Here is a 14132-nt window from a genome sequence, read left to right on the forward strand (position 1 = left end):
CCCCGTCAGTCGAAGATGCCGGGGCGTCGGCGACCCGGCCTGCGTTCAGTGCCGCTGCGGCCCGTCTCCGGACGGGGCGCGGCGGACTCCGTGGGTTCCTCCATTCCTGCCTCCTTCAGCAGGCGGGTCGCTTCATCCATCTGTCTCTGGAACTGCTCCGTCGCGGTGCCGACAACCTGGACGTAGGTGTCCAGTGCGGCCTCTATGGGGCTTCTGGTGTTTACCACTGTCCGCTCCTTGCCACCGACGGTGAGTCACCGGATTCCTCACCTGTCAGCCATACGTCCGGTGCCCACCCGTCGTGGGTGGCGGCGTTATCCGGAGTTTCGGAGACTCCCGGGGCATCAGAAGTTTCCGATGGTTCTGACGAATCGTCCACGGCAGCAGGATCCACCGCCGACGGAAAATCGGTCTCGTCAGGGGATGCGGTCTGATCCGCCCCGTCTCCCGCGGTGGCCGTTTCCGGGACATAGGTGCTCTTGTCGAACCCTTTCTCGGGGTCGACGGTGGAGGGTGCCGGGGTATCGGGTTCGTCCTGCTCCTCCGGTTCACACGGCTCCGGTTCATCAGGTTCGGGTTCACACGGTTCAGGTTCGGCGGCCTCCGGCACACATGGTTCCGGTTCGACGGGCTCAACGACGCAGTCTCCGCTCCCGTCCTCCACAGGCGTCTCAGGAGGACACAGGCTGACGTCGATGCCGCCCACGTCGATCAGTGACCCCGAGTTCTCGACGGCGATGTTCACCGCTCCTTCGACTGCCCCTCTGACCCACCCGCTGATCTCACCGGCGAGATCGGGCATGGTCACCACAGGAGGGCACGGCAACGACGGCGTCAACGAGGATCCCAGTCCTGCCGAGGCAACGGATGTCGCCGCGGCTGCGGCAGCACCTGACGTAGTCGCCGACGCGGGCTGTTGACCGGACGGCGGAGGACAGGATTCCACCGACGGCGCGGACGAGGCCCCGACCGTAGCCACGTCCCGCGGTACAGGGGTGACATCACAGTCTGATGCGACGGCGTCCGGTGCCGGATCCGTGGCCAACGGGGTGCGGCACTGCCCCTCCTCGGCGGCGGGGAGACACTCGGTGATGGTGAGTTCCATACACTCACCCATCTGTGTGTTCCGTCCCTCCACCATGCTCCCGACACCGTCTGCGGCCGAGCAGAGTACCTGCATGGCCGCCTCGAGCATCGCCTGCGCCGTGACCGGGTCGGTGGATTGCAGAGCCTTCGATGACCCGAACAACCCCATTGCGGTGGCGACAGCGCCGTCCACGCACGCTTCGACTTCTCCGGTGCACAGGGACTGGATGGACTCGAGGACGCGGTCACAGCTCAGCAGCGCCTCATCCGCGTGCTCCACGGTCTCCTCGTGTTCTTCATGCTCATCGCTGCCGGCACCCAGTTTGTTGGCCAGTACACCTCCGCTGATTCCGACGACGTAGTCCCTCAACGTGGACAACACCTCGCCGACCACACCTTTCTTCCCTCCTCCCTTCCCCGATTTTCCGCCGGACGACTCCTTCGGTTCTGTGCCGTCCGATGGGCCGTTGCCGTCGTCATCCCCGCCGCCGAGCGTCATACCGTCGGCGAATTCGACCAGTGTGGTGACTCCGGTGATGATCCAGGGGACGGCGGCGGGGAGGGCCCTGGTCACCGTGGTGCCCGCCTGATCGAGTTTGCTCACTGAGGCGGTGAGCCGCGCCTGGTCAGCCTGTACCGACATCACCGTCCCTCCCCTGTGCTCAGCGTGCGCTGTGACTCCCGCTCCGTGTCAGACACCGCGGTCAACGTGCCTGCTGCGTTCTCCAATCCGCGGTGCAGCCGGTCGATGTGGGCCAGACGTACCTCATGAGCACGTCGCCGCACGTCCACCAGCCGAGCAGCCTGTTCACCGAGACCACGCCCGTAGCTCTCAGCCGTCCGACGCGGTGCATCCGCCCGGATCCTCTCCTGCCTCACCCCTACCGTGGTGAATGCCTCTGACAGTGCCGACTGCGCAGCGTCGACATCCACCCCGAGTCTGCTGATATCCGGTGCCATGGGCACGCCCCCTTCATCTCTCCGGTGACGGAGCACCGGCCATTGCCGCCGCTACCGTCACGCGCCATCACATGTCAGCGACCTGTTCATCGGTCCGTGACAAGAGAGACTCACCGGAGTACGGAAAGGTTCCCTCCCCCGGGGGAACCATGCACGGTCGCGCCTAGCCTTCGGCGACGACGACTGCCGCGAGCCGTCCGGCGACCTGCTTGGCCTCCGCAGATGTCGGTGCTTCCACCATCACCCGGTAGACCTGCTCGGTGCCGCTGGGACGCAACAGGACTCGGCCCGTGTCACCGAGTTCGGCCTCCGCTTCCTCTATGGCCTGACGAACGACCTCGGAGGTGTGGATCCGCTCCTTCTCTTCCACGGGAACGTTGATGAGGGTCTGCGGGAGCACCGTCATCACGTCGGCCAGTTCCCGCAATGACTTCCCGGTATCCGCCATCCTCGCCATCAGACGCAGACCGGTGAGGGTACCGTCGCCCGTCGTCGCATGTGACGGGATCACGATATGACCGGACTGTTCCCCTCCCAGGGAGAAGTCATTGGCCATGAGGTCCGCCAGCACGTAGCGGTCACCGACCTTGGTACGGCGCAGGGTGATGTCATGTTCCTTCATCGCCAGCGTCAAACCGAGGTTGGACATCACCGTTGCCACGAGGGTGTTCTTACGCAGCTCGCCCGACTCTTTCATGTCCACGGCGAGAATCGCCATGATCTGATCGCCGTCGATCACCTTTCCTTCAGAGTCCACGGCGAGGCACCGGTCCGCGTCCCCGTCATGGGACAGCCCCAGGTCCGCATGATGGTCGAGGACCGCCTGCTGGATGACCTCGATGTGTGTCGATCCGCAGTTGTCGTTGATGTTGAAGGAGTTCGGGGAGTTGTGGATTGCGACCACCTCCGCACCGGCGGCCTCGTAGGCCATAGGGGCGGCGAGACTGGCGGCGCCGTTCGCGCAGTCGACAACCACCCGGATACCGTCCAACGGCCGCGGCGCGGCATCCTGGAGGTGGAAGAGGTACCGCTCCAGGGCGTCGCCGGACTCCTCGATGACCCGGCCGATCGCAGCTCCGGTGGGACCCTGTTCCTCCAGTTCGAGCATGGCCGACTCGATCTCGTCCTCCACGGAGTCATCGAGTTTCCGTCCACCTGCGGCGAAGAACTTGATGCCGTTGTCGGGCATCGGATTGTGTGACGCGGAGATCATCACGCCCATGTCCGCGCCGTAGTCGTCGGTGAGGAACGCGACCGCCGGTGTCGGGAGGACACCGACGTTCAGCACATCGACGCCCTGGGACGCCATCCCGGCGGACAGTGCACCTGCCAGCATCTCGCCCGACACGCGCGGGTCACGACCGATGACCGCCGTGGGACGGCGCTGCGACCCCTGCCCCGTCGTCGTGAGGACACGCGCGGCGGCTGCCCCCAGCCGCAGTGCCAGTGGTGCCGTCAGCGACCTGTTGGCGAGGCCCCTCACCCGTCCGTACCGAAAAGTCTGCTCATGGAGTGCCAGTCTAGACCGTCATGCCCCCAACTCCCCCAAACGACAGGCAACGCCGCCCCGCCCACACAGAGTGTGGGACGGGACGGCGTTGTCGTGCACGGCAACGGGGCCGTGCGGCAGTCGAGCGAAGACCCGTATGGGTCAGCGCTTGGAGTACTGCGGCGCGCGACGGGCCTTGTGCAGACCAGCCTTCTTGCGCTCCACGGCGCGGGCGTCGCGGGTGAGGAAGCCGGCCTTCTTCAGCTCGGAGCGCTCCTCCGGGTTGTACTTGTTCAGGGCCCGGGAGATGGCGAGACGCATCGCACCGGCCTGACCCGACGGGCCACCGCCCTTGAGGTTGACCTGGAAGTCGAACTGGTTCTCGCGCTCGAGCAGGACGAGCGGAGCCTTGATCAGCTGCTGGTGCAGCTTGTTGGGGAAGTACTCCTCCAGGGTGCGACCGTTGCAGGTGAACTGGCCGGAGCCCTGCACCATGCGGATACGGACGACGGCTTCCTTGCGGCGACCGACGGTCTGGATCGGGCCGTCGAAGACAGTGGGGGCGGCGACGAAATCGTCACCCTCGGCGTCCTCGGACACCTCGGCGATGGAGTCACCGATGCTGGCGACGAATTCCTCGTTCACGGCGTCGGTGGCGGCCAGGACCTCTTCGTCCACGGACTCGGCCTCGTAGTTCTCGTTGTCGGTCACTGTTCCACCTTCTTGATCTCGTAGGACTCGGGCTTCTGAGCCGCAAAGGGGTGCTCGGAGCCGGCGAAGACGCGGAGCTTCTTGGCGGACTCGCGGTTGAGCCGGTTGTGCGGCATCATGCCGACGATGGCGTCGGCGACGACGCGCTCCGGGTGCAGCTCCATGGAGCGACCCAGGGACATCGTCTTGAGGCCGCCCGGGTAACCGGAGTGGCGGTAACGGAACTCACGGTCCCGCTTGTTGGACGAGATGTGAACCTTGTCCGCGTTGATGATGATGACGTTGTCACCACAGTCGACGTTCGGGGCGTAGATCGGCTTGCCCTTGCCGCGCAGCAGGTCTGCTGCGTGGGTGGCGAGACGACCCAGGACCACGTCATTGGCGTCGATGACGTACACTTACGGGTCAGGTCACCGCTCTTCGGGTGGAAAGTAGTCATGTATGACTCCTTGGTCTTCATGGAACTGCCAGCCGGAAGACCCCTCGGTCCCGGAAAACACCGGGAGAGGTGCCCGCAGCGGCCGGTGGGGACCTGCGGGCCGACCACCGATGTGCCGTGACACGGACATGGATGATCGCAACCTGATCGAGGTTACCGGATGTGCACCTCCCGGGCAAAGTCAGCCGACGACGATGCCGTCGCCCTTCCCCGGAGGGAACGGCGACGGCACACGCGCGACGCAGGACGGACGAGCCGGCGTCAGGCCCAGCTGTTCGCTGCGCTGGTGTTGATCTGACTCATGCGGGAATTGGCGTTGTCCACGGCCCTGGCGATGGTCTGCAGCACCTGGTTGAGTTCCTCGGCAGCAGCGTCCCACCGCTTCTGTGCCGTCTGGTATGCCGTGGCGCTCTCCCCCTCCCATTCCGCCACCATCGGGGCGATGTCTCCCTTGAGTTGGTCGAGCATGCCGTTGATGTTGCGGTTGGTGGCGTGGATGTCGGCGGAGGCCTGGGCGATGTGGCCGAAGTCGTATTTGATCACGGTGTCATTCCTTCAGAGGTGTGTCGGTGGCGGTGGGGCGGTCAGCGGAATGCCGCGATGTTGTCGTCCTCGACCTGCTGGAAGGCCCGGGCGTTGCCGCGGATGTTCTCCGAGATGCCGTCGAGTGCCTGCCTCAGTTCCTGTGCGGACTCGCGCCACCGGACCATGAGATTGGCGAATGCCACCTGGGCATCACCCTTCCACGCCCCCGCGACACCGTCGACGGTGCCCTGCAGCCGGGACAACTCGGACTGCACCTGGTCGTTGACCGTGTCGACTTTTCCCGCCGTGGCCTGCATGACCTCGGTTGTTGTTCTGAAGCTCATGGGTCCCTCCCCTGTTGATGTCTCTGGACTCTGTATGCCGCTCCCCGGGCGTATGCCGGAGACGTCACCGTAGAGAGACTCACCGGGTACAGGAAAGGTTCCCCGGCCTGTGTCGGGAGCTCGACCGACCTACTCCAACAGGGCGCGGTAGGCGGTGGAGATATGGTCGGCCATCTGCTCTCCGGCAGAGTCGGCGGCCCCGTCCTCGACTGCCGTGAGGATCGCCTTGTGTTGTTCACGCAGGGTGTCCGCCACCGACTCCCAGTCCTCCTGACTCCGGAAACCCTTCAGAATCGGCACCCGGAGGGACTCGCGGATCGCCTGGGTCATGTCCGCGAAAAGGCGGTTTCCCGCGCCATGCGCCAGCGCGATATGGAACCGGGTGTCGGCGTCGTTGAACTCCTCGCGGGAGACCCCGGCCCGATCCATCTCCGCCACGGCGGCGCGCATACCGGCAACGGCCTCGGCGTCCTGCTCCACCGCTGCGAGCCGGGCACTCTCGACTTCAAGAATGGTGCGCGTCTGCACCACCTCCGCCAGTCCGAAGTTGGACAGTGCGACATGCAGTCGCAGGAACCTGGACAGCGCCTCCGACGGCATCGCCGCGATGAACGTCCCCGCCTTGTGGCCGGAACCGACGTTGGACTCCAGCACCCCCTGCCCCTCGAGAACCCTGATCGCCTCACGGACGGCCGCCCTGCTGACCTGCAGCTGTTCGGAGAGGGTCCGTTCCGCCGGAAGAAGGTCACCGACGTGGAGCGTGCCGGAGAGGATCTGGTTCTCGATGGCGTCGACGACCATCTGGTGAGTCCGGATGCGGGGGACCGGTGTCCAGGCAGGTTCGTCAGTCATGGTCTTTTTCTACCATGTCCCCCCGGCTGTGGAGTGGACAGGAAAATGTCTTGACCGCAAAACTTGACGTGATCTACGCTGTGGTCTGACCACTGATGTGGTCAGCATCACGACCACGTGACGCACGCCTCCACGTCCCCACACCATCCACGAGGACATCATGAGTTCCACTTACCTGCCCGATCTCGCGCCAGTCGCGGACAACCTGTTCCTGTCGTCACTGGTAGCACTCCTCCCCCTCATCACGGTGTTCGTCACGCTCGGCGTCCTACGGTGGCGCGCCCACTGGGCAGGTCTCGCCGCCCTCGCCGTATCTCTCGTCATCGCCGTCAGCGTGTACGGCATGCCCGCCAACCTGGCCGGACTCTCAGCGACACAAGGGGCGGTCTTCGGACTGTTCCCGATCATGTGGATCGTCGTGTCCGCGATCTGGTTCTACGAAATCACCGTTCGCTCGGGCCGGTTCCTCGACCTGCGCGCCGTCATCGACCGGATCTCGGACGACCCTCGGATCCAGGCGATCCTCATCGCCTTCTGTTTCGGCGGCATGCTCGAGGCCCTCGCCGGTTTCGGCGCGCCTCTGGCCATCACCGGCGTCATGCTGCTTGCCGTCGGTTTCGCCCGCATGCGCGCGGCTGTCGCCGTTCTGGTTGCGAACACCGCGCCAGTGGCTTTCGGCGCTATCGCGACCCCCATCATCACCGCAGGTGCGCTGACCGGCATCGACTACGAGCACATCGGCAGCATCGTCGGTCGACAGACGCCGTTCATCGCCGTGGTTGTTCCGCTCTTCCTCTGCCTCCTGGTCGACGGCAGAAGGGGCCTGAAACAGTGCTGGCCGATCGCGCTGACCATCGGTGCGGTCTTCGCCGTGGTGCAGTTCGTGGCCGCCAACTACGTTTCCGTCGAGCTCACGGACATCATCTCGGCGTTGTGCGGCCTCGCCGTCGCCGTGATCATGCTCCGGTTCTGGCGTCCTGAAGGCACGGCCGAGGCCCGGCAACGGCTCCTCACCGAACGACATCGCGAAGAGGAGGCCGGCGAGGTGCAGGACGTGGCCAGTACGTCCTCCGAGGCTGAGACCACCACCCGCGAGCTGACCACCTCACGTACCGTGATGGCACTGTTCCCCTACCTGCTTGTCATCGTGATCTTCTCAATCGCCAAACTGTGGGATCCCGTCAAAGACTTCCTGGCCTCCACCGATCTCACGCTCGCCTGGCCCGGGCTCGACGGCCATGTGCTGACCGCCGAGGGGGACGTCTCGACGGCCACCGTCTACGGCTTTCCCTGGCTGTCCTCACCGGGAACCCTGCTCCTGATCACCGGTGTGATCGTGGCCGCGGTGTACCGGGTCTCCCCGGCAGTCGCAGCCCGGGCCTACTGGGAGAACCTGGTGAAGATGCGTTTCTCGATCCTCACCGTCGCCGCGGTGCTGTCCCTGGCGTACGTGATGAACCAGTCCGGCCAGACGATCACCATCGGTCACTGGATCGCGGGCGCTGGTGCCGCTTTCGCATTCTTCGCTCCGGTACTCGGGTGGCTCGGCACCGCGGTGACCGGCTCGGACACCAGCGCGAACGCCCTGTTCGCCACGCTGCAGCAGACCGCCGCCACTCAGGCGGACCTGGACCCCGCACTGATGGTGGCGTCCAATACCTCTGGTGGTGTCGTCGGGAAACTCGTCAGTCCGCAGAACCTCACCATTGTCGCCACCGCCGTGGGCCTGGCCGGCCGCGAATCGGAGATCCTCCGGAAAGTGATGTGGTGGAGTCTCGGCATGCTGGTGGCGATCTGCGTGATCAACGGTCTCCAGGCCACCGTCCTGCAGTGGATGCTGCCCTGACGCGTAACCTCGACAACAGACAGATGTGGTCAGACCACAGATAACAGGCGACAGTCCCCGACAACGACAAGGAAAATGACCATGGTCAAGCGCCAACTTCCCCACCCCTCCGAGATCCTCGACCTCATGCAGTTCAAGAAGCCCGAGTTCAACGCCAGAAAGCGTCGTCTGGACTCCGCACTCACCATCTACGACCTGCGTAAGATCGCCAAGCGTCGCACCCCCGCATCCGCCTTCGACTACACCGACGGCGCTGCCGAGGAGGAGATCTCCATCGCCCGGGCCCGCCAGGCTTTCGAGGACATCGAGTTCCACCCGTCGATTCTCAAGGACGCCTCGCAGATCGACACCACCACCAACATTCACGGTGGAACGTCCGCCCTGCCCTTCGGCATCGCGCCCACCGGTTTCACCCGCCTGATGCAGACCGAGGGAGAGGTCGCCGGTGCCGGTGCCGCCGCAGCCGCCGGTATCCCCTTCAGCCTGTCGACACTCGGTACGACCTCCATCGAAGACGTCAAAGCCACCAACCCGCACGGCCGGAACTGGTTCCAGCTCTACGTGATGAAGGACCGCGACATCTCCTACGGGCTGGTCGAACGCGCGGCGAAAGCGGGTTTCGACACCCTGTTCTTCACCGTCGACGCCCCCGTCGCCGGTAACCGCATGCGGGATACCCGCCACGGCTTCTCCATCCCCCCGCAGCTCACCGCGAAGACGATCCTGGACGCCATCCCCCGCCCGTGGTGGTGGTACGACTTCCTGACCACCCCACCACTGGAGTTCGCGTCCTTGTCCTCCACCGGGGGCACCGTCGGCGAACTCCTCGACTCCGCGATGGACCCCACCATCAACTACAAGGATCTTGAGGTCATCCGCGAGATGTGGCCCGGCAAGATCTCCGTCAAGGGCGTCCAGAACGTGGAGGACGCCCGGACCCTCGTCGACCTCGGCGTCGACTCCCTCACCCTGTCCAACCACGGTGGGCGGCAGTTGGACCGCGCCCCGGTCCCCTTCCACCTGTTGCCCGAGGTCCGACGTGCCGTCGGTGACGACGTGGAGGTCATCATCGACACCGGCATCATGAACGGTGCGGACATCGTGGCGGCGATCGCGCTGGGCGCGGACTTCACCCTCATCGGCCGTGCCTACCTCTACGGCCTCATGGCCGGCGGGCGCGACGGCGTCGACCGGGCGATCAGCATCCTGCGTTCCCAGATCGAACGCACCATGAAACTGCTGCAGGTCACCAGTCTCGGAGAACTCGGCCCCGAGCACGTCACCCAACTCACGAGGTTCAACCGCGTCACCCCGTCGCTGCGCTCACTCGGGCAGTAGCGGTGAACTGCTCACAGACCTCGCGGCGGTCCTCGGAGACCTCACGGTACTGACATCCGACCGAGACCTGGTGACCGTCCACCAGCCGGACCCGCCAGGACGTCGTCGAATCGGGGAAGTACTCCTCGTAGGCGACCGGAGACCGCTCGGTCACCCTGATGCCACCGTTGCCGTCGAGCCCGTCGAGTGCTCCGAGCATCGCCGCATCCAGCTCATCCTGCGTACCTACCGGCGTGGGACGGGCAGCGATGAGTACGCGCATCCCGCCGTCGTCAGAGGTCCAGATCTCACTGTCGGACGTGCTCTCGGTCATCCTCCACCCGGCGACATCGACCGATACGGCGGTGACGGGGTCCCCGGCCAGCTCCTCCGACGCACGGTCACCCGGGCTCAACTCACGCCACCCCGTAGCGTCCGGAACAGCAGCCGTCGTGGGCGACGACTGCACCCCCGTACCCTCGCCCTGGACCGGGGTGGTCGCTGCACCCGCCGCTGTATCCGGGGCATCCGGGGCATCCGGTGCCCCGACGGGTCGCAGCAGACCGGCACCCACGACAAGCCCCACCAGTGTTACGGAGACGGCGGACAGAACCAGCGCCCGGCGCGACAGCGTCCGTCCACCTTTTCCGGCCTGGTCGGGCCCGTCCTCCGGCACAGTCACCGGCGTCGACACGGGGTCGGCGACCTCGGCCTGCGCTTCGGCCTGCGCTTCGGCCTGCGCTTCGGCCTGCGCTTCGGCCAGGTCACCTGCCAGTCGCAGCGCCTGGCTGACATCCACGGTTCGGGCCCGCACCCCTGTCATCCGCAGGTAGGCGGCGGTGGCGTCCTTGTCGGGTCCGGCGACGAGGATATCCGTCGTGTGCGCACCGATGCCCCAGGGAAACACCGTACGTGGCACGACCGGATTCGCACTGGTGAGTTCAGGGTCCGCGGCTCTGGCTTCCAGAACCTCCTCCACCAGCTCCCGGACCGCCTCCAGCCGACGTAGGGGCACCGTGGAACCACGGAACATCGGGACACCGGAGCCCCCGCCAGTATCCTTCCCGCCCTTCCCGCCCTTCACACCCGACTGAGTTTCCGGGTCCAGTTCCGGGTCCGTGCACCGCACCTCGTAACCGCTCAACAGGTCGGTGACACACAGACCGTTGACCAGGATCCCCGATTCCGTGAGCGCCACCGCCGTGGCCACCATGCCGGTACTCATGCCCTGACCTCCTCGGCGTCGGCAGCCTCGGACGCGCCAGCCCGGCCGACCGTCGCCACCTGTATGTCCTCGACCGTCCCCTGGACAAGCACTCCCCTTCCCGGCGGGCGTGGTGACAACACCTGGCCGGCGACCGGGCCGTCCTCCCTGGGTGCTGACAGGAGGATCCACGCTGTGAGGTCCCGGGTGCCCTGCATCAACGGGGTGTAGGCGGTGCGTCCCACCAGCGCACTGCGACGGGCTGTCACCAGGTGCAGCCCGATGTCCGCCGCGTGAGGGAGCAGCGGGACCAACTGGTCCACCGCCGAGGCCAGCTCAGTTGACTGGTCCAGATCGTCCACGACGATGACGCGCTCGGTACCGCTCCACCAGGAACGCTCACGCAGGCTCTCCGGGGTCAACTCCACCTCTTCACCGGGGATGCGTGCCGTGAGTTCCTCGATCCACCGGGTCAGGACCGGGAGGAACGTCGCAACGGGACGGTAACCCGCCGCACCGAGGAGCCCCCGTCGGACGTCGGTGGACAGCACCTCCGTCCCCTCCCGGTCCGCCGCGGCCTGCGCGACGGTGTGCAGTGTCGTCGTCCCTCCTGCCCTCGACTGCCCCACGACAGTCAGGTGCGGGAACGTGTCGGGATCCCAGCACACCGTCGCCAGCCGAGGGCCACCGACACCGACGGGGATGCCCGCTCCTGCCACCTCATCCAGTTCCCCGACACCGACGACCTCGGGCAGGACCCTCATCGTCCTGGACTGTTCTCCGCGAGCCTCGCTGACCTTGCGGACGTGCTCGACATCCTGGGCATCGGAATACGCGACCTGCAGATGTTTACCGTCCGGTGACACACCCCGCCCCGGGTGGTCCGGCAGTATGCGCTGGGCATCGCGGAACACCGACTCCGACGGGGTGAGCCGCAACTCCACCGCCCCGGTGAGCAGGTCACGCAGGCCGGGACGGAATGTCCACCGTAATGAGGTCACGACCACGTGCACACCGCGTTCCATGCCGCCGGCGACGAGCGCTGCGAGCCGCCGGTCCTCGTCACCGACGGCGTCGAGACCGTCGACGACCAGGACCCGGTGCCCCACGGTCCTGTCAGGATCATCCTGCTCCAGTTCATCCAGCAGCCGGGGCAGAAGCTCCGCTCCCACCACCGCCGCCACCTGCGGCAGTCTCCCGACGTCATGCAGGGAGCCACCCGGGTCGACCACGTAGATGCCCACGCCCGGCGAACTCAGGGCCAGCCCCAGGACGAGCGAACGAACCAACGTCGTCTTCCCCGTCCCCGGCTGCCCCACCACGGCCCAGTGACGGCGCCGCAGATCCAGGACGAACGGGCGTTGTACACCGTCGAACGGGAGGTCCTCCAGCCCCAACCGTACCGTCAACGCGGCGACCGGTGCGGCAGGGTCACCCATCACCGCGCTGGCCGGCAGCACCTCCGGCAGCGGGTCCAACCAGATCGGGGTGCGGTTCGGCCCCTCCAGACGGTCGATCACCAGATCCATGGTGGTGCCCGCCGACTCCGGTTCCACGCCCAGCTCACGCACCAGTCGGGAATCCAGCGGGGCTTCCGGACCAGACACATACGCAGCCTGAAACCGGACCTGACCGATGGAACTCAGGATCGCCGACCCCGGCGTCGAGGGAAGCTCATATGCCGCAGTCGAGCCGATGAGCTGTCGCGACTCGGTCGCCGAGAACGTCCGCAACGCGATCCGGTAGGACAGATGCGACTCCAGCCCGCGCAACCTGCCCTCCTCCAGCCGCTGACTCGCCAACAACAGATGGATCTGCAAACTCCGCCCCAGGCGTCCGATGGCGGCGAAGACCTCCGCGAACTCCGGACGCGCATGCAGCAACTCGGAGAATTCGTCGACGATCACGAACAACGCCGGCATCGTCCCCGGGTAGGTCCGGTTGTACTCCGCGGCCGTGGCCAGACCCGCGGCGTGGAGACGTTCCTGACGACGGTGCAGCTCCCCCAACAGGGAATCCTGCATCCGGTCCACCAGGACCGCCTCGTCCGACAAGTTCGTGATCACCGCCGACGTGTGCGGCAACCGCTCCATCCCGGCGAATGCCGCACCACCCTTGAAGTCGATCAACACGAAGTTCAGTTCCTCCGGGGAATGCTGGTGCGCGAAACTGGTCACCACCGCCCGGAGCAGCTCCGACTTTCCGCTGCCGGTCGCCCCGATACACAAGCCGTGTGGCCCGATACCGCCTTGCGCAGCCTCCCGGATGTCCAGGTGCACCGGAGCCGGCGAGAAACCGATGGCCGCGCGCAGACCCCCACCCGGCACGTCCAACACCGAACGGGACGCCCGACTCACCGACCGCGACCGGCACAAGGCGGCGAGCTCCACGTCACTCAGCTCATCCGCGGTGGCGAACGGGCGCCACCCGTCGACCGTCCAGGCGGACAGGGCCCCGTCCTGCGCATGGAGCAGTAGGCCGCCGGTGGCGGCCAGTTCATGCCACACCGGTGCCACCGACCCCGGGTCTGCCACCACCGTCACCGCTCCGGACAACGGGACCGGGACATCACCACCGACACCTCCCACGCCGCCTCCCACGCCGCCTCCGAGGTGTACGAAACGCAGGTGCAACGTGCCGTCCCCCGACAGCCACCGGTCATGCGGACCCGTGACACGGACCCCCGGGTCTTCCCCGGCCACGACCTGCCCCTGCATCGCCCTGACCAGCCCAGACGCCCCCTCGCCGGTGACCACGACACAATCGAACTCCCGCAGGTCGACGGCCACCGGAGCATCGATGGTGGCGTAACTCCCGGCCAGATTCCGCAATGTCGTGGCGCACACCGGTTCCAGGTCCTCCGGAGGAGCGTCCACCGGTATCTCCAGTGGATCATCCGGAGTCTGCACTGCTGTCCCGATACGCACCACGCCCGGCTCGGCCTGCCGGACATCAGGTGTCTGCTCTCCGCCGCCCGGGGGACGGGAGTCGGAGAACGTCCACAACGCCTGCGGATGCGGCTGAGTCACCGCTGCACGCTCCCACTGGTCACGGCGCGCCCGGTGCAGGGAATCCGACAACGCGTCCAGGTGCCGGTGGAACCCCCTGCGGACCTCGTCGACGTCCTGTCCTCCAGGGCTGATCATCATCGCCAGACTCCCCAGCATCATCAACGGGAATATGAACGACATCGGCGACCGCCCCATCCCCGACAACACCATCGCCGCGACCATGCCGACCACGGCGACGACCATGACGACCGGCATGAGGATCCGGACGAACGGCTGCTTGTTCTTCGGCAGTGTCGGTGGAGCCTGTGACTTCATCTGCGAAATTCCCCTCGCGTCCCCCTGCCCCGC

At 66.3% G+C, this 14132-nt stretch carries 11 protein-coding genes and 2 pseudogenes; 2 read left to right on the plus strand and 11 right to left on the minus strand.

The genetic code is table 11. The features are described from left to right. Positions 1-5 precede the first annotated feature (5 nt). The 9 genes and pseudogenes from BJF89_RS00465 to BJF89_RS00505 form a co-directional block, all read right to left on the minus strand. On the minus strand, positions 6-227 hold the full coding sequence (locus tag BJF89_RS00465) for a hypothetical protein (protein ID WP_075811260.1): 222 nt from the start codon (positions 225-227) through the stop codon (positions 6-8). Further along, positions 221-1729 (minus strand): hypothetical protein, encoded by a 1509-nt coding sequence (locus tag BJF89_RS18760; RefSeq protein WP_075811262.1) that lies wholly within the window; start codon positions 1727-1729, stop codon positions 221-223. Before BJF89_RS18760 ends, BJF89_RS00465 begins: the two co-directional genes overlap by 7 nt. Continuing rightward, complete coding sequence (locus BJF89_RS00475) at positions 1729-2046, minus strand: hypothetical protein (RefSeq protein WP_075811264.1); 318 nt, start codon at positions 2044-2046, stop codon at positions 1729-1731. Before BJF89_RS00475 ends, BJF89_RS18760 begins: the two co-directional genes overlap by 1 nt. Positions 2047-2209: 163 nt before the next feature. Next, positions 2210-3555, minus strand: a pseudogene (gene glmM / locus BJF89_RS00480) (phosphoglucosamine mutase). Positions 3556-3697: 142 nt separating this feature from the next. Then, positions 3698-4246 (minus strand): 30S ribosomal protein S9, encoded by a 549-nt coding sequence (rpsI, locus tag BJF89_RS00485; RefSeq protein WP_075811266.1) that lies wholly within the window; start codon positions 4244-4246, stop codon positions 3698-3700. Next, positions 4243-4685: pseudogene (rplM, locus tag BJF89_RS00490) on the minus strand (50S ribosomal protein L13). Before rplM ends, rpsI begins: the two are co-directional and overlap by 4 nt. Positions 4686-4946: 261 nt before the next feature. After that, positions 4947-5228, minus strand: a complete 282-nt coding sequence (locus BJF89_RS00495; RefSeq protein ID WP_075811268.1) for a WXG100 family type VII secretion target — start codon at positions 5226-5228, stop codon at positions 4947-4949. A gap of 41 nt (positions 5229-5269) precedes the next feature. Further along, on the minus strand, positions 5270-5554 hold the full coding sequence (locus BJF89_RS00500; RefSeq protein ID WP_075811270.1) for a WXG100 family type VII secretion target: 285 nt from the start codon (positions 5552-5554) through the stop codon (positions 5270-5272). Positions 5555-5683: 129 nt separating this feature from the next. Next, positions 5684-6406: a FadR/GntR family transcriptional regulator gene (locus BJF89_RS00505; RefSeq protein ID WP_075811272.1), complete on the minus strand. Its 723-nt coding sequence runs from the start codon at positions 6404-6406 to the stop codon at positions 5684-5686. A gap of 160 nt (positions 6407-6566) precedes the next feature. On the opposite strand from BJF89_RS00505, the gene BJF89_RS00510 reads away from it, so the two are divergent. Continuing rightward, positions 6567-8252 (plus strand): L-lactate permease, encoded by a 1686-nt coding sequence (locus tag BJF89_RS00510; protein ID WP_075811274.1) that lies wholly within the window; start codon positions 6567-6569, stop codon positions 8250-8252. Between the two features lie 81 nt (positions 8253-8333). After that, complete coding sequence (locus tag BJF89_RS00515; RefSeq protein WP_075811384.1) at positions 8334-9590, plus strand: alpha-hydroxy acid oxidase; 1257 nt, start codon at positions 8334-8336, stop codon at positions 9588-9590. Here the strand turns inward: BJF89_RS00515 and BJF89_RS00520 are convergent. Both BJF89_RS00520 and BJF89_RS00525 read right to left on the minus strand, forming a co-directional pair. Next, positions 9559-10794 carry a type VII secretion-associated protein gene (locus BJF89_RS00520; RefSeq protein WP_255372427.1) on the minus strand — a complete coding sequence of 412 codons (1236 nt, stop codon included), beginning with the start codon at positions 10792-10794 and terminating at the stop codon, positions 9559-9561. The two genes, BJF89_RS00515 and BJF89_RS00520, sit on opposite strands and share 32 nt — an antisense overlap. After that, positions 10791-14099 (minus strand): FtsK/SpoIIIE domain-containing protein, encoded by a 3309-nt coding sequence (locus BJF89_RS00525; RefSeq protein ID WP_075811276.1) that lies wholly within the window; start codon positions 14097-14099, stop codon positions 10791-10793. Before BJF89_RS00525 ends, BJF89_RS00520 begins: the two co-directional genes overlap by 4 nt. Positions 14100-14132: the final 33 nt, after the last annotated feature.

It is taken from the genome of Corynebacterium sp. CNJ-954 (assembly GCF_001942345.1).
In the GTDB taxonomy this organism is placed as follows: Bacteria; Actinomycetota; Actinomycetes; order Mycobacteriales; family Mycobacteriaceae; genus Corynebacterium.

Coding starts and splice junctions, on each gene's coding strand:
- BJF89_RS00475 (WP_075811264.1), bottom strand. CDS start 2,046: ATGGCACCGGATATCAGCAGACTCGGGGTGGATGTCGACGCTGCGCAG.
- BJF89_RS18760 (WP_075811262.1), bottom strand. CDS start 1,729: ATGTCGGTACAGGCTGACCAGGCGCGGCTCACCGCCTCAGTGAGCAAA.
- BJF89_RS00520 (WP_255372427.1), bottom strand. CDS start 10,794: ATGAGTACCGGCATGGTGGCCACGGCGGTGGCGCTCACGGAATCGGGG.
- BJF89_RS00525 (WP_075811276.1), bottom strand. CDS start 14,099: ATGAAGTCACAGGCTCCACCGACACTGCCGAAGAACAAGCAGCCGTTC.
- BJF89_RS00515 (WP_075811384.1), top strand. CDS start 8,334: ATGGTCAAGCGCCAACTTCCCCACCCCTCCGAGATCCTCGACCTCATG.
- BJF89_RS00505 (WP_075811272.1), bottom strand. CDS start 6,406: ATGACTGACGAACCTGCCTGGACACCGGTCCCCCGCATCCGGACTCAC.
- BJF89_RS00500 (WP_075811270.1), bottom strand. CDS start 5,554: ATGAGCTTCAGAACAACAACCGAGGTCATGCAGGCCACGGCGGGAAAA.
- BJF89_RS00510 (WP_075811274.1), top strand. CDS start 6,567: ATGAGTTCCACTTACCTGCCCGATCTCGCGCCAGTCGCGGACAACCTG.